Here is a 22,766-nt window from a genome sequence, read left to right as displayed (position 1 = left end):
GCCAGTTGAATAATAACAGTGTTACACAACTGGCGGATCCCTCGTCAAGCGCAAACGAAAGCCCGGCCCCGCGGCGAACACACCGCGCGACCGGGCCTTGCGGACGAACTCAGCGCTGGACGGGCGCCTGCCCGTCCTCATCCAGCGTCAACCCCAGCATGTCCAGCAACTGGACACAGTCATCGACGCCCAACGCCCCGTTGGCCACCGCCAGCCGGGCACGCCGCACTTGGTCGTCGGACACCCGCTGGGTGTCCCCCTGACCCGTGCGCTGCGCCGGCAGACCACCGGCCAACGTCGTCGAGCTTCCCCCATCGGCACCTTCGTACCGAAGGAGGAACTGTCGCACTTCCACAGACCCACCCATGGTTCCTCCAGACGGCCAACGAACAGCTTGGCCGCGAGGCTAGCCAGAGCCGGCCGCGACACACAGCCCCCCGGAGAGTGAACCTGTCGCCACGCTCCGCACAACGCAGAGCAATCACGCGCACACCGGCACCACATGAACCACAGACGAACCAGAGGTGGCGCCGCGACCGGGAATTCTGCCCGCGCCCACTCGCCCTTCTCAGCAAACCGTGCAACAATCGATTTGCTGACACACCCCCGGTCAGCGCCTGTGGAGATCCCCTCCGACCCCCGCGTTCCTCCCCCTGGCGCGGGGGTCGCTCCGTGTTTTGGGGGGCCACCCCCCCCAAACCCCCAGGGTCCGTTCTGTGGCGGTTGGCAGCCCGGACTCTGTCCGGTTGAGTGCGCCATCTCAAGTGTCGTGAATGGTTCTCGTTCAGGTCACTGATTGCGTTTGGTGATCACCGGTCCATGTCCGAGTAGGCATCGTTGGGCCATTCGAGACAAATTCGTGGGTGTGTCGTGGCTCACTGTGGTTGGTTTGCCGAGACCGAACCGTTATCGTGGCCCGGTGCCCCTTCCTTCCTTGAGCCGTCGTAGCGGCAGCCGCACGAACTTGAAGCCGGTCAACCCCGGTCGTCACCGCAACTCCTCCACCAAGGAGGCCGAAGCGGTGGTCGAAGACACGGAGCTCACCAGCTACCTTCGTGCCCTCGCCCCGGACAACGACCCGGAAAGCACCGGCACCGGCAAGCGCTTCGGCGAAGCGCAGGTGTTCCAGCTGCGGATGAACCTCATCGCCATGGAGCAACTGAAAGACGCCGCCCAGGAACGCAACCTCTCGCCGCAGGCGCTGGCGCAGGAGTGGATCCTCGAGCGCCTCTCGTGGGAGTCGCAGGCCAACTCGGCCCAGCAGCGCCGCCACGAGGAAGCCCACACGGACGAGTTCCGCTTCGACGCCGACGCGTGGGAGCAGCCCGTCCCCCGCTGACCCCGTCGACCGCGGAACGGAACAGCACACCAGAAGAAGCTTTCAAAGCCAGAGAAAAGGCCCCCGGCGTTCCCGCCGGGGGCCTTTTCTGATCAGTCTGAGCAACGCCGAATGGGCGGACTCAGATCGCGCGGACCTTTTGGGCCTGCGGGCCCTTCTGACCCTGACCGACTTCGAACTCCACTCGCTGATTCTCCTCGAGAGTGCGGAAACCGCGCCCCTCGATTTCCGAGTAGTGAACGAAGACGTCGCCCTCGCCGCCATCCTGCGCGATGAAGCCGAAGCCCTTCTCCGCGTTGAACCACTTCACAGTGCCTTGCGCCACCGCTGTACTCCTCGTTGCACATCCGCTTCGAGTGCCTCCGAAGCGACACCCAGACCGTCCCGGGCGGTTCCAACGAGTCGAGCGAAGAGCGCGTCACCGGCTCATGGCTCGCGTCAGAAGTTCCGCGAGTGTGAAGCCACGAACACGCAAAACGACGGCCTGATGGCAGAGTACCGGGATCTGGCCATATTTGAAGCCCGTGATCGGACTCTGGGCACCCCCAAGTACCAAGGTCACCGGAACGTCGTATACCGCTCCGGCTTCTGTCGGACCCTCTCGCTACCCTGTCGCCGCACGCCGACCTCAGCTCATCGCCGGACACGGACCGAAGTCGGCCATGCCCCGATCGTGAACTATGATCCACCCGATTGTGACTCGCATCACTCCCGGTGGGATCAACTTCAGGGGCGGTCCGGACGTCATGGTCGGTGTACAGGGGAGCAAAGGGGAAGCTTTGAGGTTCACTGAAACCGCACGCCGCCGCTCGGCGATCGCGGCACTGGGGCTGGTGGCGGTTCTGACGCTGGGGGCGTGCAGCAGCGAGCCGACCGTGTCGGCCAGCGGGCCGGACGGCGGCGGCCCGATCAGCAGCGAGACCGGCGGGAAGGCCGCCGCGCCCGCCAAGCTGACGTACGAGCCGGCCGCGGGCGCGCAGGACGTCGCGCCCGGCCAGCCGATCAGGGTCAGCGTCGCCGACGGCACGCTCGACCAGGTCGTCCTGACCAATCCGGAGGGCAAGCAGGTCGCGGGCCAGCCGTCCGAAGACAAGAAGAGCTGGTCCACCACCGAACAGCTCGGCTACGGCAAGGCCTACACGTGGTCCGGCAAGGCCACCGGCACCGACGGCAAGCCCGTCGAGGTCGGCGGGGCCTTCACCACGGTCAAACCGCGCAAGCAGGTGGGCGCGAACATCAACGTCTTCGACGGGCAGACCTACGGCATCGCCATGCCGATCACGCTGACCTTCCCGAGCAAGGTCACCGACAAGGCCTCGGTCGAGAAGGCGCTGTCGGTCGAGACCACGCCGAAGACCGAGGGCTCCTGGGCCTGGGTCCACGACGACACCTCGGTGCACTGGCGGCCGAAGGCCTACTGGCAGCCCGGCACCACGGTGAAGTTCAACGCCAAGATCTACGGCGTCAAGATCGGCGATGGCGTGTACGGCAAGGAAGACCGGTCGGCGAGCTTCACGATCGGGCGTTCGCAGGTCGTCAAGGGCAACACCCAGACCCACCGGCTCCTGGTGATCCGTGACGGTCAGCAGATCGCGGACTACGCGGCCAGCTACGGCCTCGACGCCGATCAGGGCCGGGTCACCCCGAGCGGCACGCACGTGGTGATGTCCAAGCACGACACGTACTCGATGACCAACGAGCGCTACAACTACGAGAACATCGTCGTGCCGTCCGCGGTGCGGTTCTCGACCAACGGCGAGTTCATCCACGGCTACGGGCCCTCGATCTGGGCCCAGGGCAAGAAGAACATCTCGCACGGCTGCGTGAACCTCGCTCCGGTGAACGCCAAGGAGTACATGGCGGGCGCGCTCGTCGGGGACCCCGTCGAGATCGAGGGCAGCACGGTCAAGATCAACCGGGCGCGTGACTACAGCGACTGGACCTACTCCTGGGACGAGTGGACGAAGCTGTCCGCTCTCGGGAGCTGAAGTACTTCCGCGAAACCGGGCGGCCGGAGACCTCCGTGGTCTCCGGCCGTTCGTGCTTTGAAATCCGGGAAAAACTCGATGCAACCCGAAGGCGACCAGGACGCATGTCTAACGACGTAAGGCGCCGCGGCCAATGAGCGGCGCCCGGATCGAGGAGACACCCTTGCGCACTCGTATCGCTCTTTCCCTCGGCGCGCTGCTGCTCGCGGGCGGCGCCGCCTTCGCGACCACGTCGCTGGCGTCGGCCGACCAGAGCGCCCCGTCGCCCACGGTCACCCAGGCGCCGACCGAGGCCCCTGCCCCGGCTCCCACCACCACGAAGCCGGGCGAGCCGCCCCGGGTCACCACCGCCCCGCGGCCCGCCCAGAAGACCCCGTCCGTCGCCGCTCCGGGCGAGCACCGCGTGCCCAAGGCCGTCCCGGCCGGGCCGACCGGGGACCTGAACCTCCCCGCCGTCGTCGAAGGAGCCGGTAACTAGGTGTCGTTGAGCCGCTCGTCGAAGACCGGGACGGGCTCGCCGTGGGACGGCGAGTTCGCCCGGTACTTCGGCGAGCGCGCGCACAGCCTGCGCGCCACCGCGTACCTCCTGTGCGGGGACTGGCACCAGGCCGAGGACATCACCCAGGCCGCGCTGCTGAAGCTGTATCTGGCTTGGCCGAAGCTCTCCCGGCACGACGCGCTCGACGGCTACGCGCGCAAGATCGTGCTGCGGACGTTCCTCTCCGAGCATCGGCGCGTCTGGCGCAAACGGGAGAAGCTCACGGACGCCCTTCCCGAAGTCCCGAGCGAAGAGGGCGGTACGGAACAGGAGATGCTGGTCAGGCATGCCCTGTCCGGTGTCGCCCCGAAGCAGCGCGCGGTACTGGTGCTGCGCTACTTCGAAGATCTCAGCGTCGAGGAGACTGCCTCGGCGCTGGGCTGCAGCACCGGGAACGTGAAGAGTCAGAGCGCGCGAGGTCTGGCGACCCTGCGCAAGCGGCTCGGACCGCATTTCAGCGAACTGGCCTTGAGCGGAGCGCACGACGATGGGAGGTGAGGAGATGGACGAGGACATCAAAGGCGTGCTTTCGCACGGGGTGAGCGGTCCCCCGCTGGGTATCCGCGCGGCGGACATCATCGAGCAGGGTGGCCGGATCCGGCGACGACGCAAGCGGCTGGCCGTCGCGGGGAGTTCGGTGGCGACGGTCGCGGTGATCGTGCTCGGCGCGATCGCCGTCGGCGGTCGTGGCGGCGAGGGGTCCGCGCCGGTCCAGCCCGCCGGGCCGGGCCTGTCGACCATCTCTCCGACCCCGACCCCGATCCCGGCCCCTGCCCCGGTCTCGACGGCGCCTTCCGAGGCGACCCCCGGGCCGGAAGTCACCACTCAGCAGCCTGGTGCCTCGAAGCCCAGCCAGGCACGCTCGACGCCCAAGCCCCCGCAGCCGGGCCGGACGGCGGCGGCGCCGCCTCGCGTGCCCACCACGACCAGCGCGACGAAGGAGCCGAGCGAGCCTCCGACGGCGGGTACGGCTCACTGAGTCCTGCCCGGAACGTCCGGATTCCCGATCGATTACCCAAAGTAGTCGGAAATTCCCTGGCATCGGCCTCACCTGGTGGTTCGTCACCGGTTTGGGGGAACGATGCCCCCGCGATCGGCCCGAATCGCCGGGTCCGCACGTTTGAACACCTACGGTCGAGGGAACAAACCCTCGTCGATGGGTAAGTAAACGGGTGGGTCGGGAGGTCAAACCCATGGCCGAAGAGGCGCTGAGCGCGTCACATCAGGAACAAGGGGAACCCGCGGAGGCCCCACCTGAGCAGATCAGAAAGGCCGTCGCCGGAGCGGCGATGGGTAACTGCATCGAGTGGTACGACTTCGGTGTTTTCGGCTTCATGCCCGCCATTCTGGGGCAGGTCTTCTTCAACGCTTCCAGCACTTCCGAAGGCGCGCTGGCGACCTTCGCGGTGCTGGCTATCACCTTCATCGTGCGGCCGTTCGGCAGCTTCGTGTTCGGTCCGCTGGGGGACAAGATCGGGCGCCAGAAGGTTCTCGCGCTGACGATCATCCTGATGTCCGGCTCGACGTTCGTCATCGGCCTGCTGCCGTCCTACGCCACGATCGGACCCGCCGCGGCGGTCGCGCTGATCCTGTTGCGCATGATCCAGGGCTTCTCGGCGGGTGGCGAGTACGGCGGGGCGGCGACGTTCATCGCCGAATACGCCCCCGCCCGGCGCCGGGGTTTCTGGGGCAGCTGGCTGGAGTTCGGCACGCTCGTCGGGTTCGCGATGGGTGCCGGCTTCGTCACGATCTTCACCGTGGTCCTCGGCGACGACGCCATGCGCGAATGGGGCTGGCGCCTGCCGTTCCTGATCGCCGGACCGCTCGGCATCGTGGGTCTCTACCTGCGGAACAAGCTGGAGGACACTCCGCTGTTCCAGGAGATCGAGAAGAAGCAGCAGGTCGAGAAGTCGCCGCTGAAGGCGCTGCTCAAGAAACACTGGACGTCGATCCTGCACCTGATCGGCATCGTGGTGATGCTGAACGTCGCCGACTACATCGTGATCACCTACCTCGAGACCTATCTCAAGGACGTGGTCGGGTTCAGCGGGCATACGCCGTTGCTGATCATCCTGGCGACCATCGCGCTGATGCTGATCCTGATCGTGCCGGTCGGCATGCTGTCCGACCGGATCGGGCGAAAACCCATCCTGATCGCGAGTTGCGCGAGTTTCCTGGTGCTGCCGATCCCGGCGTTCTCGCTGATGGGCGCGGCCGCGGACGATCAGAACGCCTGGCAGCTCATGCTCGGCCTGGTGATGATCGCGGTGCCGCTGGTGCTGATCCTCGCGGTACTGGCGGCGACGCTGCCGGCGATGTTCCCGACGCAGGAGCGCTACGGCGGCTTCTCCATCGGATACAGCGTCTCCACCGCGGCGTTCGGTGGCACGGCGTCGTACGTCATCGGCAGCCTGGTGGACAAGACCGGCGACAACCTGTGGCCCGCGTACTACCTGATGGGCGCGGCGGCTATCGCGGCCGTCCCGATCCTGCTGCTGCCGGAAACCGCCGGGGTGTCGCTGCGCGGCATCGTGAATTCGCGGATCGCGCGGCGCCGGAAGCCGGAGTCGGTCAGTCCCGGCGGCGCCTCGGAGCTACCGGCGAGTTAACGTCTGTCCATGAGCCGTATCTCGCAGCCGTGGCCGCCGGTCGAAGTCGAACCGGCGACCGTCCACCCGGAAGCCCCGCAGCCGGGCAGTCACCTGGGCATCCACTTCGGTGAGTGTTTCGGGTGCGGCGACGAGATCGAGGCCGGGCTCCACCTGCACTCGACGGTGGGCGAAGGAACGACGGTGTACTCCAAGTTCACCGTCACCTCCGCCCACCAGGGTGCGCCCGGCCTCGCCCATGGCGGCCTGCTGGCTTGCGCCTTCGACGAGGCTCTCGGCGCGACCGTCGGCAACCTGCTGCGTCGTCCCGCCGTCACCGGGAAGCTGGAGACGGACTTCCTGCGGCCGGTCCCGGTCGGCTCGACCCTTTACATCGCCGCGAAACTGGACGGCATCGCCGGCCGGAAGATCTACGTGAGCGCCGACGGACGGCTCGACGCCGAAGACGGCCCGGTCGCGCTGCGCGCGCGGGCGTTGTTCGTGCGGGTCGAGTTCGAGCACTTCAGCAAGCACGGGGACCCCGAGGCACTGCAAAAGCTCGCCGCCGCGCACGAGAAGGCCGAACGCGAACGCGAGTGGGACATCAACCCCTGAGCGTGGCTAGGTGAGCGTCCTGGGGCGGATCGCGTTGGCCTTGTCGACGAGTTCGACGCGCTGGTCGACAGTCCCGGCCAGGCGGGCGAGGGTCCGGTAACAGCGCTCGAGCCCGAACCGCAAATCTCGCTCGTCCAGGGCACAGCCCAGCACCTTCGCACCCGGCGTCGGCCGGTTCTGCGAGTTGAGCCAGCCGTGCGCCGCCTCGAGAACCTCCGCAGACAACCGCGTGCGGCGTTCGGCGTCGAGTTGCAAGCGCTCGAGCCGCGTCGAGGCGTCGACGAGATCCCGCTCGGACACCTGCACCGGATCCTTGCCGCCGCCGTTGATCCTGGTCTTGATCTTGATCGCGGCCACCTGCGCGGCGACGTAGTGCGTGGACGACGCCGGGACGGCCTCCAGCACCTCGATCGCGCTGGCGCGGGCGCCCTGCGCGAGATACACGCGAGCGAGCCCGAAGGCCGCACTGACGTACGACCGGTCCGTTCGCCACACCAGCTCGTAGTAGCGCGCGGCGCCGAAGTAGTCCCCGACGCCCTCCGCGCTGACGGCCAAGGCCAGCTTCGGCGCGATCTCGCCGGGAAGGTCGTCGTACACCGCCTCGAACGCGACGTGCGCGACGCGGGAGCGGCCGCCCGCGAGCTCGATCAGGCCGCGGTACCAGTCGATCCGCCAGTCGTGCGGGAAACCGGCCTTGATCGCGAGGTACTGCCCGGCCTGCAACTGCCGCTGCGCCTCGACCAGCTCACCGAGCTCGATCCGGGCGCGGACGATGCGCAACCGGACCTCGATCGACTCGCGCGGCGCCCCGGCCAGTGAGTCGATCGCGCCCGTGGGATCGAGCGCGACCGTCGACGCGAGCATGCCCGCCGCCGGGTCGTCCGTGTCGACCTGCGGGATCGGCAGGCCCGAGACCACCTCGCCGGGATCCGGCAGCGGCACGCTCCCGCCGTGCTCGGGGACGACCAGGTCGACGCCGAACGTGCGGGTCTCCGGGCCGAAGACGGTCGACGCGCCGGGGCGCGGCTTCCCGGTGCCCAGCGCCATGATCTCGCGGAGCACGCCGGTCAGCTGGTCACCCATCTCCTCGGCCGCGATGAACCGGCGGTCCGGGTCGGTGTGCGTCGCGCGCCTCAGGAAGCGGTAGTACGAACCGAAGAGCGCGAACAGCGGGACGACGTCCGGGCCGGGCAGGGTCGCCTTGTACTTGCTGGTGTACCCGGAGAATTCGAAGCTGAGGACGGCGAGCGTGCGGCCGACCGTGTACAGATCCGATGCCACCGAAGCGCCGTGGGTCGCCAGTTCGGGCGCACTGTAGCCGGTGGTGAAGAACAGCGGGCTCTCGTAGTCGTCGATGCGGCGGACCGCGCCGAGGTCGATCAGCTTGAGCTGTTCGTGCGTCTGGATGACGTTGTCGGGCTTGAGGTCGCAGTAGAGCAGGTTCTGGCTGTGCAGGTAGCCCATGGCGGGCAGGATCTCGAGCCCGTAGGCGATCACCTGCCCGATCGGCAGCGGCTCCGGGCGCTTCGTCTCGCGGTGGTGCGCGAGGGCGAGCTGGCGCAACGACTGGCCGCCGACGTACTCCATGACGATGTAACCGACGGAGTTGCCGGTGTCGCCGTCCGGATGCTGCACGAAGTTGTGGATCTTGACGATGTTCGGGTGCTCGACCTCGGCGAGGAACCGCTGCTCGTTGGCGGCGGCGGCCATCGCGGTGGCGTCACCGGTGTCGATCAGGCCCTTGAGCACCACCCAGCGGTCGCTGACGTTGTGGTCCTGCGCGAGGTAGATCCAGCCGAGCCCGCCGTACGCGAGCGCGCCGAGCACCTCGTACTGGCCGCCGACGATCTCGTTCGGGCGCAGCTTCGGGACGAACGAGAACGGGTTCCCGCACTTCTCGCAGTTGCCCTCGGGCGAACCGGGCTGGCCGTCCTTGCCGCGGCCGACCTTGGCGCTGCAGTTGCCGCAGAAGCGCTTCTCCTCCGACACCATCGGGTTGTCGAGGACGGCGGACGCCGGGTCGCGGTACGGCACCTGCGGGACGTCGACGAGCCCCGCGCCCAGACGGCCGCGGCGAGACGTGCGCGACGAGGTCCGGCGTGCGGTGCCGGGGAACGAACCCGTTCCGGTGCCGGTCCCCCGGCTACCCGATCCGGTGCCCGTGCCGGTCCCGGTTCCGTGGCTCTCGCTGGAACGTTCGGGGAGGACGCTTTCCGTGCCCGGGTCCGGCAGCTGCCCGGGGCCAGGGTCGACGCGCGGCGCCGGCGGCATGATGCTCTGCGTCTCCGGGGTGGGCGACGAAAGCACGCTGGTCGGCTGCGGCGCGTCCGCGGGCGCCTGCCACGCGGGTCGGACGACCTGGGTCTGCGGGGTCACCGGGGCCATCTCCCCCGGCGGGCGCGTCGGGTCCTCGGCGCCGGGAATCGGCCGCTGCTGACCGCGCGGTGGGGTCTGCGGACGCTGGACCGGCGCGTGGAAGATCGTGCGCTCGGCGTCCGTCTCCGGCGGGGCCTTCCGCTTTGACGGCTCGGAGAAATCGAGCCTGCCGGAAATAGACGGTTCAGGCGTCTCCCAGCGGACCGGTGCCGGCGGCGTCCAGGACGCGGACTCGGCCTCTTGGTCCGGCTTGGTGTCGTCCGGCGCTGCGTGCCGAGGACGGCGCGGCTCTTCCGACACAGGTACCTCCCGAAATCCCCGCGACCACGTCGGACTCAGTCTAGGGGTGACCAGGCAGGTCGTGTCCGCACCGGGTCGAACCCGCTACGGTGCGAGAGAGAACCGATTCAGCAGGTGATGAGGGGGAGGCCGAGTGCCTGCGTCATTTTCGATGTCGATGGCCCAGCTCGACGTCGTACTCGAAGAACTCGGGCTCGGCAGATTCGTGCTGCCGTTCGAAATCCCGACCGTCGGTACCACCGTCACCGAACGCGAGCGGCACTGCGAGGAAGTCTGGGCCGACCTGGCCGGCCGAGGCTTCGCGCGCGGCCGCGAACTCCTGCGCGACTACGAGCAGGCGCTCCGGCTCTGGGCCACGGGGGACTTCGTCGTCACCCTGGAGGCGCACGAAGTCGAGCAGGACGCCGAATACCTCTATCGGGGTTGCTGGGACCGTCGTTTGGGCGTCGTGAGCCAGCAGCGCGGATTCGACATCCTCTTCGAGACGGTTTACCCCGAACAGGTCACCACTGCCCTGCTCGGCAACTTGCCGTCACTGCAGCCGTTCCCCGGACGGGTGACGACGTCCAGCACCCTTCCCCCGTCCAAACGACCGGACGATCCGTTCGACGAGGACCCCGGCAATCTCCGGTTGGGCGCGGCAGGCCGGTTCTTCGAATTCCCGCTCGCGAGGCTCGGCACGATCGGCGTCACCCTGCGCGACGATCGGGGTAAGCCGCAGCAGAAGAGCGTCCAGTGGTTCGACAGCGTCCAGGGCCGCTTCATGCTCACCACCGACCGCTTCCCCGACGGCGAAGTCCGCCGCACGTTCACCCCGACGAGCGGCTCTCACCTGGCACGATGGATCCACGACCTGGTCGAAGCTGCCCGCGTCGGCAGCGCGTGATCCTCGCCGGAAGGCGGCCTTTCGGTCCTCTTCCGCTGATATCGTGACCTGACGAGCGCTACGAGTAACCGGGACTTGGTACAGGGGAGAGACCATGACTGACGGCACCGGCGGACCGCCGGGCAACTTCTCGCAGATGCTGGGCGATTTCTCGGCGCAGGCCGACGCGATGGTGAAGGCGGCGAACGAGGGGCGGTTCGCGGTCAGCCCGGAGATGGGCGAGGCGTACAAGACGGCGTTGCAGGACTATCTGGAGGACTGGGGCAGGAACCGGAACCATTTCGATAACCTCGGACAATCCCCGGAACTGGGAGGAAGTCCCTACGCAGGACAGGTCGGCCAGCACATGTCCCTGATCGCAGAAGGCGACGGGCACTCCGCAAAAACACAACTCGAGGCCCTGCAAGCCGTAGTAGAACGCGCGGTTTCGGGCATCGACACCGCGATCAGCAAGTACAAGTCCACCGACCATGCGGCCAGCATGGACCTGTCCAAGATCGGCAAGGAAATCCACTAGATGTGCCACAGTCGGACGAAATCCCTGAAGCTTGTCGCCCTGCTGGCTCTAGTGGCCACACCCTCGTTCGTTGCGGGATGCACAACGGAAAATCGAGGCTCCCCCACGCCGTCATCGCAAGCACCGTCGAGTGAGAATCGTCCGAGCTCCGAGCCGTCGAAGGACGTTTTTGCCGATTTGAAGGCATGCGATCTCATTGAGCCGATCACTTCGGCGCAGGGATTCGACCCTGTCCAGGTCGAAACCTACCAAAGCGAAAATGGTTGCGGCACGAGCAAATCTCGCTATGGAAGTCTTTCGGCCTACCTGGTCCCCAATGCGGGGATCGCGGACCTCAAGCTCAACGGTGGCACGAAGAGCCCGATAACGATCGATGGCCGCGAAGCGGTTGAGATCAAAGGCAACGCGGGCAAAGGAAGCTGCATGATCGGAATCTCAGCAACCCCGACTTCCAGGATGACTGTGTCCATAGCGATGGCGAACAGTGGAACCGACGACGATGCCTGCGCCGCAGTGAGGCCGATGGCCGAGCAGATCGCACCCAAGCTGCCCAGAGGGAACTGAACGGATCGGGGAGGGGACCATGGCGGAGAACACCGGTCAGGACAACTTCGAGTCAGTGCTGAGCGCCGACGGCAAGGCCCACCGCACGTACGAGGGCAAGCGCTACGCGGAGACCTACGAAGAGACCAACCGGGGGCCCGGCGGCAACGACCTCACCGCGCGGCTGACGGCGGAGCAGAAGGCCGGCCAGTATTCGGGCGAGCAGGCCGCGGCTCTCACCCAGGGGCAGGAGTTCCGGGCCGGGCTCGGGCCGTCGGGTCAGCGGTACGAGGGCAACTCGCACGGCGACCTGATCGGCATGGTCACCGACAATCTCTCCGCCGAGAAGATCGATCAAAAGGGCGAGATCTGGAACAACCAGGGCAACGCGCTGAACACCTTCAGCAGTGCCCTCTCCTCCGCCGCCAACAAGGAGGGCGCTCACTGGCAGGGGCCCTCCGCGGAGGCCGCACACGGGTTCTTCAAGAACCTGGGCAAGTGGGCCGACACCGCGGGCGACGGCGCTTACCTCGCCTCCAACCGCTTCTCCCAGTCGGCCGCCGCGGCCACCACCGCGAAGAACTCCATGCCCGAAGAGGTCCCCTTCGATCGCAACACCGAGTACAAGAACGCGATGCAGCAGCTCTCGACCGGGAACTTCGCGGGTGCGGTGGAGACGGTCGGCAACATCTCGGCCAAGCAGGAGCAGTCGTTCCAGGCGCATCAGCAGGCCGCGCAGGTGATGCACACCTACGACCAGTCGCTCTTCGACGTCAATTCCAAGCAGCCCACCTTCGCCCCGCCGCCGGAAATGGGCGATTCGACGACGGCGTCCGGGTTTTCCGGCGGCACCGAGGTCAAGGGCTTCAGCGGAGGACCCGGATCCGGACCTGGAACCGGTCCCGGGGGGCCCGGGCCGGGCTACTCGGGCGGGCCAGGGCCGACATCGGGGCCAGGACCGGGGATCACGACGGGCGGCGGGCACACCGGGGTTCCGGGGCCTGGGCAGTCGCTCAGCGGGCCGCCCGGGTCGTTCCGGCCGGGGCCGACGCCGGGGCTGGCGGCCATGAACGGTCCTGGTCCCAGCGGCCTCGGACGGCTGGGCAGCGAGCAGTACCGCGGCAAGCCCGGCCGGACGACGGGCGGGCCTGGTGGCAGCGCGGCGAGCCGGTTGACCGGCGGCGGTAGCGGTGGCGGCTTCGGGCGCAACGGCGGGTCGGGCAACGTCGCCGAGCGGCTCGCGGGCGGCAAGGTGTCGGCCGGTGAGGCCGAGAAGCTGGCGGGCAAGGGCGGCGGGTCCGGGGCGGGCAAGCTGCCCGAGGAGCGGGTGACGCGGGGTGGCGCGGCCGCGGCGGGCAAGAGCGGCGGCCAGGGGCCGATGGGCGCCGGTGCTCCCGGCGGCAAGGGGCAGAAGGAAGAGGACAAGGAAAAGAAGGCCCCGGACTACCTGCAGGAAGAGGACGCCGACGTCTTGTTCGGCGGCTACGACGGCGACATGAAGCCGGTGCCGCCGGTGATCGGCGAGAAGTCCCCCTGAGACGAAGCGGGCCGTTCGGGAGCGATCCCGAACGGCCCGTTCTCACTTGTACTGCGCCGAGGGCGGCGTCCCGCCGTCGAGTTTGTTGCCGATCCACTTCGCGTAGCTCGTCTGCCACGCGCCACCGCGCACGTTCTCCAGCACGGCGTTCACGTACCGCACCATGTCCTCGTTCTCCTTCGGGACACCGATGCCGTAGTTCTCCTCGGTGAACCGGTCCCCCACGATCTTCAGCGTCGGGTCCTGCGCGAGCATCCCGGCGAGGATGACGTCGTCCGTCGAAACGGCCTCGACCTGCTTCTGCTGCAGCATCACCAGGCAGTCCGACCAGTTGTCCACGGAGACCGGCACCGGCTTCGAGGGATCCGCCGCGATCTTCAGCAGCGAGGTCGACGTCTTGGTCGCGCAGACCCGGCGTCCGGCGAGGTCCGAGAGCTGGGCGACCTTCGAGCCCGCTTCGACCAGGATCCGTTGCCCCGCCTTGTAGTACGCCGTCGAGAAGCCGACCTTCTGAAGCCGGCTGCAGGTGATGCTGTAGGTCCGCACCACGATGTCGACCTGCTTCTTCTGGAGTACCTCTTCCCGCAGTTTCGACGGGATCGCCCGGAACTGCACGCGGCCTTCCGCGCTGCCGAAGATCGCCTTCGCGACTTCGTTGACCATGTCGATGTCGAAACCTTCGAGCTGGCCCGACGTCGGATTGCGGAAACCGAACAGGAACGTCGTCTGGTCGACGCCGGCGATCAGTTTGCCGTTCTCCTTGATCTTCGCCATCGTCGATCCACTGGTGATCGACGTGCCGTTGGTCGGCCGCAGACTCGCGAGCGGGTTGCAGCTCGTGTCGGCCGTCCCGCCGCCGCCGGCGTTGTCGGCGCCGCCGACGTTCGCGGGCAACGGCGGCGCGACCTCGCCGACCGGGGCCGGATCGACCGGCGCCCCCGCGCTGCCACAAGCCGTCGCCAGCACCAAGACGGCGCCGAGCACGGCCGCCCGCAGACCGTTCCGCATCACCGGTACTCCCTCAGCCGTTCACGGATTCCCAACGCGGACCCCGCCGCCGCGATCAGCGCCAGTACCGCGATCCCCGGCGCGAGCAGCGTCAGCGCGCGCTCGGCACCACGGGTGTCGTCGAGGAATTCCTGCCGTCCCACGTTGATCGCGGCCACCAGGTTCTCGTCGAGGCGCAGGAACGCCCCCGCCGCGCCGTCCTTCTTGTCGTCACGGATCGCCGTGTCGACGGCGTCCTGGTAGAAGCCGTCGTCGTCGAGGCGCCGCACCTCACCGTGCGCCTTGAACCACGCCGACGCCGCTTGGATCGCCTCGTCCACCTTCCCCGCGGCCGCGCCGCCCGCCGCGAGGCCCTTGGCCTCGCCCAGCAGGCCGCCTTGGCCGTCCGTCCCGCCGAGTTGCCCGGCGAGGTTACGGAAGTCCTGTTCATAGGCCGCACCGTCGCCGCGCGCGACGAGGGTCAGCGTTTCGTCGGCTCGTGCCTGCAGCGCCGCGATCCGGGCGCGCACGAGGACGTCCACCTGGTGCGAGCCGTCCTCCTCGCCGCCGCCGACGAGGCTGCTCTGCACGATCAGCGCGACCGCACCCCACAGCAGGGCGACCACCACCGAAGCGGACGCGACGACGAGCCCGACGTTCAGCAGCCGGTTGGTCTTCCGCGTCAGGTGCACCTGCGTGACGATCAGCGCCGCGAGCAGGGCGAGCAGCAAAGCCGTTGCGAGCCAAGGGAATCCGGTTGCGTCGTCCTGTTCGGCGGTGAGCCTGTCGGTGTCGATGCGGTACAAATCCTGTGCGGCGGGAAGGATTTTCGTCCGCATCAGCTCGGACGCTTCACGCAGATACGAGGCACCGACGGGATAACCCTGCCGGTTGTAGGTGCGCGCAGTCTCGATCAGTCCTGTGTAGACAGGGATCTCGCGGCCGAGGATGTTGATCTGTTCGGCCGCGTCGTCGACACCGGAAGAGTCCGACGCCGCCTTCGCCAGCGCGGCACCGGCCTCCGCGACGTCGCGTTCGTAGCGCTGGCGCATTGGGAGCGGCTCGGTGCCGATCGAGAGGAACGAACTCGCCGCTGTCGCGTCCGCGTCCGAAAGCGCGCGGTAGACCTGTTGCGCGGCGGCGGCGAGGGGTTCGCGGTGGTCGATCAGGCCGTTGATCGTGTCCTTCTTGTCCTGCGCGGCCAGCGTGCCGAACAGGCCCGCGACCAGCGACAGCAGGACGAGCCCGATCGCGATCACCGACAGTCTGCCCGGCGTGGTCGCCGCGGACCGGACGATCGCGCGGATCCCGTTCCCCGGCAGTTCGAGCACTCCGGCGATCCCGCCTCGGCCTCCGGGCGCCGGGGGCGGCACGGGTGCGGCAGGACCCCCCGGCGGCCCCGGCCGGGTCACAGTGCTCGTCATCGCCGTTCCTCCCCATTGGCTCTACCCGCAAAGAAGGTATCCGAGTCGGGATCAGCGCAGCCAGTGACACCGGCGTGTGTCATCGGCACGTGATCTCCCGGCAGCGTCAGAGGCCTTTTTCCAGGCCGTAGCGCACGGCCTCCGCACGATTGCGCACACCGATCTTCGCGAAAGCGTGGTTGATATGGCTTTTCACGGTGGCGTCGCCGATGAACAACTCGGCGGCGATTTCCGGATTCGACAACCCGCGCGCGATGAGGCCGAGCACTTCGGCCTCGCGTGTGGTGAGCCCGTCCGGGAGTTCGGTCTTGGCCCGGGTGACCGTTCTCGCGTCGAGCGCGGCGGCGAGCCTGTCGGAGACTTCGGCGGCGAAGATGGCCTGCCCGTTGGCGGCGGAGCGGACGGCCGCCCCGATCTCGGCGCGGCCTGCGTCCTTGGTCAGGTAACCGCGTGCCCCGGCGCGCACCGCGTCGGCGATCGAAGCGTCGTCCGCGTACGTCGTCAGGACCACGACCGCGACGTCCGGGTGATCCCGCTTGAGCAGCCTGGTCGCGGCCACCCCGTCCAGGACGGGCATCCGCAGATCCATCAGCACGACGTCGGCCGCGGTGGTGCCGAGCAGGTCGAGCGCCTGCCGCCCGTCGCCCGCGGAGCCCGCGACCTCGACGCCGTCGATCAGCCCGAGCAACGCGACGAGCCCTTCGCGCATGACCTGCTGGTCATCGACGACGACCACCCGGATCACGTCCTCACCACCGCCTCCACCGTCCAGCGCCCGCCGTCCGGGCCCGCGGTCAGCGTGCCACCGGCGAGCGCGAGCCGCTCCCTCATCCCGGTGAGACCGAACCCGCCGGTGTCCTCCGAACGGACGGTGTCGCCGAGGTCGTTCCACACCCGCAAGCGGACCTCCGATGGAGTGAAGCGCAGCAGGAGCGACACCGGCCGCCCGGGGGCGTGCTTGGCCGCGTTGGTCAGCGCCTCCCGCGCGACTCCGACCAACGAGACCACCGCGGCGGACGGCAGTGGCCGCTCCTCGCCCGAGGCCTCGAAGGACACCCCGTCGTGATGCGCGTCCGCCAGCAGCCGCAAGGCTTCGGCAAGCGACGGGACGTCGCTGCGCAGGGCGGCGACAGCGTCGCGGGCCTCGGCGAGCCCGTCCGCGGCCAGCCGCCGTGAAAGCCGCACTCTGCCGAGTGCACCGTCCACATCGGACTTCTCGGCCAGCAGCGCCTCGGCGACCTCCAGGTGGATCCCCAGCGCCCCCAGCGAATGCGCGAGGACGTCGTGGATCTCCCTGGCGATCCGGGTGCGCTCGTCGAGTGCGGCGGCCCGCGCGTGTTCGCTCTGCGCCAGCTTGGTCTGCTCCAGCAGCGCGGCCGCCTGCGCCGCCTGCACCTCGTATTGCCGCCGGTTCAGCCCCAGCAGCATCAGCACGAGCAGCACTCCGACGTTGCCGAACACCAGCGGCGCGGAAGCGCCCGCGACCAGGCCGGTGACCGCCGCGAGGCTCGCGTCGAGCCCCACCACCCCCAAGATGGCGGCCACCGACGGCTCGGTCAGGGTGGCGAACCGGCTGACCGTGACCACCGCGAGCACGATGGCGGAGGAGTCCTCCGCCCAGCCGAGCGCGATCGACGGCGCGACGCTCGACACCGCGAGCAGGACGGTCGCCACCCGGGGGAACCGCGGGGAGGCCGCCACGAAGCCCAGCCAGCAGGCCCCGCAAACGCCGTACGCCGTCCAGATCCAGGCACTGGACTCGCGCGCGGTCAGCAGCACCACCACGACCGCGGCCGTGCCGAGCAGCTGGACGACCAGCCAGCTCGGCGCGATCGTGTCCGGCAGGAGCGGCCTTTCCCGTTTCCCCATTTCTCCCCTCAGTGATCGCTCAGCCGCGTGATCATCTCCACCAGGATCAGCCGGTAGGCCAGGAACCCGAGCAGGACGACGACACCTATCACTACCAGCCCCAACAGGCCTTTCACGTTCATTTTTCCCATGACACGGACGTTAGGCACGCCGACGGGTGGAGCGGGACCGTCGCCGGGTGGAGCCGGGGGTGGAGGTTCAGCCGCGGACGGCGGGAGCGACGGAGTACGGGAGGACGTCACCGCCGTCGGCGGGCCGTTCGACGACGACCTCGACGTCGTCGGCGAACCGGTACGGCCTGCCCAGCAGGATCCCGCCGAAATGACGCCGCATCCTGGACATCTCCGCGCGGACGGTGACGGTGCGGCCGGGGACCCCGAACAGGTCGAGCGACAGTTCCGAGGCCGACCTTCCCTCCCGGTGCAGCGCGAGGACGTACAGCATCTCCGCGTGCCGCGGGCTCAGCCGGTGCGTCCAGGTCCCCGCCGGGCCCGAGGCGCGCAGCGTGCTCTCCCGTGACGACCTCAGATCGAGCACGACGCGGGTCGGCGGCGTGTCCTCCTCCTCGGTGAGCCGGACGAGCCAGCCGCCGGACAGCGGCTCCAGCAGGCAGTTCCCGTAGGTGGGCAGCCGGTTCCGGCCCGGGGCAGCGTCGTCCGGCAAGGCGATCCGGCCGACCGGGACGAGACCGGCCGACGCCGCGATCCAGCCGTGCGGATCGGTGATCACCGCCCGTCCCTTCACCTTGGTGAGCAGGGGCGAAGCGAGCCCTCGCAGCCGCTCGAGTTCCGAGAGGTGGGCCGTGCGCAGATGCGCTTCGGCGAGCTTCGCGACCGCGTCGACCAGGGCGAGGGTCGTCGGGTGCACGGTCGAGGCCGGGCCGGAGAGGTCGACGACGCCGAGCAGTCTGCCGTCCCGCGGATCGTGCAGCGGCGCGGCGGCACAGGTCCAGTCGTGCTGGTTACGGACGTAGTGCTCGGCGGAGTAGACCTGGACCGGATGCCGGGTGACCAGCGCCGTGCCGATGGCGTTGGTGCCGGCCGAGTTCTCGTGCCAGTCGACCCCTTCGACGAACCCGAGGTCGTCGGCCCGGCGGCGGACGGCGGTGCTGCCGTCGCGCCAGAGGACGCGGCCGTCGGCGTCGACGACGGCCATGATGTGCGCGGCCTGCTCGGCGAGGCTGATCAGGCCGCCCCGCAGGGCGGGCAGGACGGCGGCGAGACCGCTCCCGCGACGACGGGCTTCCAGCTGCTCCGGGCCGAGTACGGGCACGGGCGCGCCGCGGTCGGGGTCCAGGCCGAGACGGCGCATGCGCTGCCAGGACGCTCCGATGACCGCGCGCGGGTGGCCGGGGAGCGCGTTGCCCGCGAGGGCGGCTTCGTGCACCTTGGCGAGAGCGCGCGCGTGCCGCCGCGGATCCGCGCCGACCGGCAACGCCGCCTCCAGCTGCACCTGGCCCACTCCTCTGGTCCGTTTCGGCCAGTGTGCCCGGGGATCCCGGCGTTCGGAAGGTCTCTGTGACCTGGGCGGGGTTACGCGGTGAAGGGCGCATCCACCAGGTGGGACGCGGGAAAGGCCCCCTTCGGCTTCCGCCCGAGCAGCAGGCCGGTCCTGGTGGCCTCGGCCATCACGGCGCGGACGTCGACGCACCACGGGCCGTCGGGCTTCAACTCGACGAAAGCGCTCTCTCCCGGCTTGAGCACGAAGTGCGGTTGGCCGTCGAGCGCGATGGAGCCACCGGCGGCCGCGAGGTCGACCCGCACCCCGGCGTCCAGCACACTCCAGCCCCGGACGCCCACCGCCCGGACCTCGCCGGGCGCGATCGGCGCCTGCACCACGTAGGGCGTCTCGTCGACCGGCCCGAGCGAGACCGCGACACCGTCCACAGTGGACTTCGGGCTGGGGCACAGCCTGCCGGGGATGCTCGACAGGCCGATTCCGTCCGGTACGGCGAACGTGCAGTACAGCTCGGTCAGCGACGCGGGGTCCCACCGGCTCTCGGAACACACGCTGACGTCGTTCAGCGCGATCTCCCGGCGGGCCTTGGTGACGACCTCGAGGATGGTCGCGCGGTTCGTGACCAGGTCCGCGTCCACCTGATGGGTGGCCAGCAGCCCGGCGGCGAGCCCGGCGACGGTGGGCTCGGGAAGGGCGTCGGTGCTCCCCGACGGCAGCATGAGCAGCGGGACGTCGCCGCAGGCGGCCGCGGCGGCCCGCATCATGCCGTCGTCACCCAGGCAGATGAGCACGCTCGCGCCCGCGTCCACCATCCGCCGGACGGTGCCGATGATCTTCCCGGCCTCCGTCCACACCATCACCCGTCCGACTCCCGCCACGCGGAGTGCCGAACGCAGGCTCTGGATGTCACGCTCCGAAGCGGGGTTCGCCACGATCCCCGCAACCGCTTCGCCCACATGTCCTCCGCTGCCGCGCCAAGTCCTACTAGGAAACGACGCCGGGGCCGGGAAAGAAAGAGTTGCACGAGGTTGCATCGCCGTTTCCTGTGCCGATGCGGCCGTTTTGGTCACCCCGTGGCGGACTCCGGCTGTCCCCCAGGGCGGGATGTGCGCTGGTCGTGGCCTCGCTAGCGTCGACTCATGGACTCGCTGGGGTGGGCGCTCTTCATCGGGCGCGACGCCGATCTCGAACCGCCTTCGGCCTGGTGGCGCGGCCCGGCCTGGATCAAGGGCGTCCTCACCGCCTCGGCACTCACCGTGCTGATGGTCCTGACCTACGGCTCCTGGGCGCGCTACCTCGGCTCGGAGAGCTTGCCGCTGGTCTTCTTCCTGCTGCTCCTGCAGCTCGTGCCACCGCTGCTGGTCGTACGGTTCCCGCTGACCGCCGTCCGGGTGGCGGCGGTGGGCATGGCGGCCGCCACCATCGCCACCCTCTTCCCCACGCGCCATCCGCCGTTCGGCACGACGCTGTCCGACTGGCCGCTGCAGACCCACGTCCTCCCGTACCTCCCGGTGCTGGCGCTGACCCTCGCCAGGACGAAACCCGGGCAGGGCACGGGGATCTCGATCATCGCGGTGGTGCTCACCACCGCGATCGGCCTCGCCCAGCTCCCGCGCGGGGGGACGAAGACACTGGTGTCGTCACTGATCGTGGTGACCGTGACCATCGTCGCCGGGTACGGCATGCAGCAGCGGCGGCGGGCGCTGACGCAGGCCGACACGGCCGAGCGGACGGCGGTCGAGGAGCGGACGAAACGCACGGCGCTGCAGGAACGCGCGCTGATCGCCAGGGAACTGCACGACATCATCGGACACCACCTGTCGCTGATCGCCCTGCGCACCGACAGCGCGCGCTACCGCCTCCCGGACGTCAACGAGGCCACCGCGGAGGAGTTCCGCGCGCTCGGCGTCGCGGCCCGCGAGGCGCTGGACGAGGCCCGGAGGCTGGTCGGCGTGCTGCGGGACGATGACACCGAACCGGAACACGAACCGCAGCCGGGGCTCTCCGAGGTCCCCGGATTGCTCGACGGCTGCCGCGCTTCCGGGATCGACGTCCGCTCCCGGATCACCGGCGGCGACGACGTCCCGGCCATGATCGCCCTTGCCGCGTACCGGATCTTGCAGGAGGCGCTGAGCAACGCGGCCCGGCACAGTCCTGGGTCCATTGTGGACGTCGACGTCCGGCGGGAGCGGGACGTGCTCGTGATCCTCGTCGAGAACGGGCCCGCCACGCGGGTTCCGGCACCCTCGGCCGACGACGGCACGGGCCTGGCCGGGATAGCCGAACGCGTTACGCTGATCGGGGGCACTTGCGAGACCGGGCCGCGGCCCGGCGGCGGGTTCCGGGTGGCCGTCACACTGGAACTCACGGGGGAAGCGTGACGACGCTGTTCATCGTCGACGACCAGGCCATGGTGCGGGAGAGCTTCGCGAGCCTGCTGGACGCGCAGCCCGGGCTCGACGTCGTGGGCCAGGCAGGTGACGGGCTGGCCGCGCTGGCGGGCATCTCCGCCCTGACCAGGCCACCGGACGTCGTCCTGATGGACATCCGGATGCCGGTGATGGACGGTCTCGAAGCGACCCGGCGACTGCTCGAAGGCGACGGCGAGAAGCCGAAGGTGATCGTCTTGACCACCTTCCATTTGGACGAGTACGTCTACGAAGCGCTACGGGCGGGCGCGAGCGGGTTCCTGTTGAAGGACGCGCCGTCGGCCGAACTGGTCAACGCCATCGACGTGGTCGCCGCCGGAGACGCGCTGCTCTCACCCGCAGTCACGAAGCGGTTGATCGCGAGTTTCGTCGCCGCCGCGCCTGTTCCGAGGCCTTCGCCGTCGCGGTTCGACGTGCTCACCGAACGCGAACGAGAGGTGCTGCGGCTGATCGCGAAAGGACGGTCCAATCCGGAGATCGCGGCGGACTTGGTGCTTTCGGCGCAGACCGTTAAGACATACGTGGGCCGGATCCTCGCGAAGCTCTCGCTCCGTGACCGGGCGCAGGCGATCGTGCTGGCCTACGAGACTGGACTCGTCGGTCCGGCTGAGACGAATAACCCCTGGCTGTACTACCCCTGAAAAAGCAGCAGGGCCGCCTCCCCGAGGGGATGACGGCCCAGCTTGGAAAACCTGGATCAGATCACGTTGACCGAGGTGGCCTGCGGACCCTTCGCGCCCTGCCCGATTTCGAACTCCACGCGGGCGTTCTCCTCGAGGGTACGGAAGCCGTTGCCCTTGATCTCGCTGTAGTGCACGAAGACGTCGCCGCCGCCGTTGTCGGGAGTGATGAAGCCGAACCCCTTCTCGGAGTTGAACCACTTCACAGTGCCCTGAGTCATAAAATCTCCATATGCAACACAAACAAACAGGAAGCCACGTCGGCAGCCCGGGTCATGACCAGACGGTTTGCTTCCCCGGAAACACGAGGAGACACTACGCCCGCTGAGTTCTGCGAGCGTGAACCAACACGAACACAAAAATCGAGACCTGGAGCAGTAAAGCACACCTCACGCAGGCCGACAAGCGTGATCACCCGGGTGTGCGCGGCCGCACGGTGCCCTTTTCAGGGGGGCTATTCGCCGCTCGCCGCGCGCAGTGGTACGTCGGCGCCGAACGGCGAACGGCGCAACACCTCCCGGTTCGTGGCCATGACGGCCACATCGTGGGTCTCCGCGTCCGCGCTGAACTGCACCGGCACCACGCCGGAAACGGACTTGTCCTGTGGCTTCGTCTCGTCAGCCATGTTTTCTCCCCTGTGTCAACACAACGCTCGTAGTACTGCGCAAGACACTGCGTGCCAACAACTCACC

General features: G+C 68.8%; 25 protein-coding genes. 13 read left to right on the top strand and 12 right to left on the bottom strand.

The features are described from left to right. Positions 1-109: 109 nt before the first annotated feature. The gene (locus ACLJPX_RS23090; protein WP_076164182.1) at positions 110-367 is read right to left on the bottom strand and encodes a hypothetical protein; all 258 of its coding nucleotides are present in this window, start codon (positions 365-367) and stop codon (positions 110-112) included. Positions 368-919: 552 nt separating this feature from the next. On the opposite strand from ACLJPX_RS23090, the gene ACLJPX_RS23085 reads away from it, so the two are divergent. Further along, on the top strand, positions 920-1,339 hold the full coding sequence (locus ACLJPX_RS23085) for a hypothetical protein (RefSeq protein ID WP_410601889.1): 420 nt from the start codon (positions 920-922) through the stop codon (positions 1,337-1,339). Positions 1,340-1,460: 121 nt separating this feature from the next. On the opposite strand, the gene ACLJPX_RS23080 is transcribed toward ACLJPX_RS23085, so the two are convergent. Then, the gene (locus tag ACLJPX_RS23080; RefSeq protein ID WP_003097368.1) at positions 1,461-1,664 is read right to left on the bottom strand and encodes a cold-shock protein; all 204 of its coding nucleotides are present in this window, start codon (positions 1,662-1,664) and stop codon (positions 1,461-1,463) included. A 421-nt stretch (positions 1,665-2,085) separates the two neighbouring features. Here ACLJPX_RS23080 and ACLJPX_RS23075 point away from each other — a divergent pair, with 421 nt between their 5' ends. From ACLJPX_RS23075 to ACLJPX_RS23050, 6 genes are all read left to right on the top strand, one after another. Then, positions 2,086-3,327, top strand: coding sequence for an Ig-like domain-containing protein (locus tag ACLJPX_RS23075; RefSeq protein WP_410601888.1), 1,242 nt, complete (start codon positions 2,086-2,088; stop codon positions 3,325-3,327). Between the two features lie 133 nt (positions 3,328-3,460). After that, entirely contained in the window at positions 3,461-3,805 is a 345-nt protein-coding gene (locus ACLJPX_RS23070) for a hypothetical protein (RefSeq protein ID WP_101611940.1), read from the top strand. Continuing rightward, positions 3,806-4,363 (top strand): SigE family RNA polymerase sigma factor, encoded by a 558-nt coding sequence (locus ACLJPX_RS23065; protein ID WP_410601887.1) that lies wholly within the window; start codon positions 3,806-3,808, stop codon positions 4,361-4,363. Between the two features lie 4 nt (positions 4,364-4,367). Next, entirely contained in the window at positions 4,368-4,844 is a 477-nt protein-coding gene (locus tag ACLJPX_RS23060; protein WP_410601886.1) for a hypothetical protein, read from the top strand. A 214-nt stretch (positions 4,845-5,058) separates the two neighbouring features. Next, complete coding sequence (locus ACLJPX_RS23055) at positions 5,059-6,474, top strand: MFS transporter (RefSeq protein WP_410601885.1); 1,416 nt, start codon at positions 5,059-5,061, stop codon at positions 6,472-6,474. A gap of 9 nt (positions 6,475-6,483) precedes the next feature. Further along, positions 6,484-7,068 carry a PaaI family thioesterase gene (locus ACLJPX_RS23050; RefSeq protein ID WP_410601884.1) on the top strand — a complete coding sequence of 195 codons (585 nt, stop codon included), beginning with the start codon at positions 6,484-6,486 and terminating at the stop codon, positions 7,066-7,068. A 6-nt stretch (positions 7,069-7,074) separates the two neighbouring features. Here ACLJPX_RS23050 and ACLJPX_RS23045 read toward each other — a convergent pair whose 3' ends face one another. Further along, positions 7,075-9,744 (bottom strand): tetratricopeptide repeat protein, encoded by a 2,670-nt coding sequence (locus ACLJPX_RS23045; protein ID WP_410601883.1) that lies wholly within the window; start codon positions 9,742-9,744, stop codon positions 7,075-7,077. 133 nt (positions 9,745-9,877) lie between these two features. Between ACLJPX_RS23045 and ACLJPX_RS23040 the strand changes: the two genes are divergently transcribed. The 4 genes from ACLJPX_RS23040 to ACLJPX_RS23025 all read left to right on the top strand — a co-directional run bounded on the left by ACLJPX_RS23040 (position 9,878) and on the right by ACLJPX_RS23025 (position 13,227). Then, entirely contained in the window at positions 9,878-10,630 is a 753-nt protein-coding gene (locus ACLJPX_RS23040) for an ESX secretion-associated protein EspG (protein ID WP_410601882.1), read from the top strand. A 94-nt stretch (positions 10,631-10,724) separates the two neighbouring features. Beyond that, positions 10,725-11,147 (top strand): hypothetical protein, encoded by a 423-nt coding sequence (locus tag ACLJPX_RS23035; protein ID WP_410601881.1) that lies wholly within the window; start codon positions 10,725-10,727, stop codon positions 11,145-11,147. Then, positions 11,148-11,711 carry a DUF3558 family protein gene (locus tag ACLJPX_RS23030; RefSeq protein ID WP_410601880.1) on the top strand — a complete coding sequence of 188 codons (564 nt, stop codon included), beginning with the start codon at positions 11,148-11,150 and terminating at the stop codon, positions 11,709-11,711. Positions 11,712-11,730: 19 nt separating this feature from the next. Beyond that, positions 11,731-13,227, top strand: a complete 1,497-nt coding sequence (locus ACLJPX_RS23025; protein ID WP_410601879.1) for a hypothetical protein — start codon at positions 11,731-11,733, stop codon at positions 13,225-13,227. A 42-nt stretch (positions 13,228-13,269) separates the two neighbouring features. On the opposite strand, the gene ACLJPX_RS23020 is transcribed toward ACLJPX_RS23025, so the two are convergent. From ACLJPX_RS23020 to ACLJPX_RS22990, 7 genes are all read right to left on the bottom strand, one after another. After that, positions 13,270-14,235, bottom strand: a complete 966-nt coding sequence (locus tag ACLJPX_RS23020) for a glutamate ABC transporter substrate-binding protein (protein WP_101611930.1) — start codon at positions 14,233-14,235, stop codon at positions 13,270-13,272. Continuing rightward, positions 14,235-15,638, bottom strand: a complete 1,404-nt coding sequence (locus ACLJPX_RS23015) for a hypothetical protein (protein ID WP_410601878.1) — start codon at positions 15,636-15,638, stop codon at positions 14,235-14,237. The genes ACLJPX_RS23020 and ACLJPX_RS23015 overlap by 1 nt, the downstream gene beginning before the upstream one ends. Before the next feature lie 106 nt (positions 15,639-15,744). Beyond that, on the bottom strand, positions 15,745-16,383 hold the full coding sequence (locus ACLJPX_RS23010; protein WP_410601877.1) for a response regulator: 639 nt from the start codon (positions 16,381-16,383) through the stop codon (positions 15,745-15,747). After that, positions 16,380-17,507, bottom strand: a complete 1,128-nt coding sequence (locus ACLJPX_RS23005; protein WP_410601876.1) for a sensor histidine kinase — start codon at positions 17,505-17,507, stop codon at positions 16,380-16,382. Before ACLJPX_RS23005 ends, ACLJPX_RS23010 begins: the two co-directional genes overlap by 4 nt. Before the next feature lie 8 nt (positions 17,508-17,515). Then, the gene (locus ACLJPX_RS23000; protein WP_279629241.1) at positions 17,516-17,638 is read right to left on the bottom strand and encodes a hypothetical protein; all 123 of its coding nucleotides are present in this window, start codon (positions 17,636-17,638) and stop codon (positions 17,516-17,518) included. Between the two features lie 67 nt (positions 17,639-17,705). Beyond that, positions 17,706-18,968, bottom strand: a complete 1,263-nt coding sequence (locus ACLJPX_RS22995) for a GAF domain-containing protein (protein ID WP_410601875.1) — start codon at positions 18,966-18,968, stop codon at positions 17,706-17,708. A gap of 71 nt (positions 18,969-19,039) precedes the next feature. Then, positions 19,040-19,921 carry an NAD(+)/NADH kinase gene (locus ACLJPX_RS22990; RefSeq protein ID WP_410601874.1) on the bottom strand — a complete coding sequence of 294 codons (882 nt, stop codon included), beginning with the start codon at positions 19,919-19,921 and terminating at the stop codon, positions 19,040-19,042. A gap of 183 nt (positions 19,922-20,104) precedes the next feature. On the opposite strand from ACLJPX_RS22990, the gene ACLJPX_RS22985 reads away from it, so the two are divergent. Both ACLJPX_RS22985 and ACLJPX_RS22980 read left to right on the top strand, forming a co-directional pair. Further along, positions 20,105-21,346, top strand: coding sequence for a sensor histidine kinase (locus ACLJPX_RS22985; protein WP_410601872.1), 1,242 nt, complete (start codon positions 20,105-20,107; stop codon positions 21,344-21,346). After that, positions 21,343-22,035 carry a response regulator gene (locus ACLJPX_RS22980; RefSeq protein WP_410601871.1) on the top strand — a complete coding sequence of 231 codons (693 nt, stop codon included), beginning with the start codon at positions 21,343-21,345 and terminating at the stop codon, positions 22,033-22,035. The genes ACLJPX_RS22985 and ACLJPX_RS22980 overlap by 4 nt, the downstream gene beginning before the upstream one ends. A gap of 56 nt (positions 22,036-22,091) precedes the next feature. Here the strand turns inward: ACLJPX_RS22980 and ACLJPX_RS22975 are convergent, their stop codons facing one another. Both ACLJPX_RS22975 and ACLJPX_RS22970 read right to left on the bottom strand, forming a co-directional pair. Beyond that, a complete protein-coding gene (locus ACLJPX_RS22975; RefSeq protein WP_037319152.1) occupies positions 22,092-22,295 on the bottom strand; it encodes a cold-shock protein in 204 nt (67 codons plus the stop codon). 233 nt (positions 22,296-22,528) lie between these two features. Then, a complete protein-coding gene (locus ACLJPX_RS22970) occupies positions 22,529-22,699 on the bottom strand; it encodes a hypothetical protein (protein ID WP_168214470.1) in 171 nt (56 codons plus the stop codon). Positions 22,700-22,766: the final 67 nt, after the last annotated feature.

Origin of the sequence: Amycolatopsis sp. lyj-90, assembly GCF_046549035.1 — a bacterium.
In the GTDB taxonomy this organism is placed as follows: domain Bacteria; phylum Actinomycetota; class Actinomycetes; order Mycobacteriales; family Pseudonocardiaceae; genus Amycolatopsis.
Note: the sequence above shows the minus strand (reverse complement) of the source record. Positions and strands in the feature narration are given on the sequence as shown.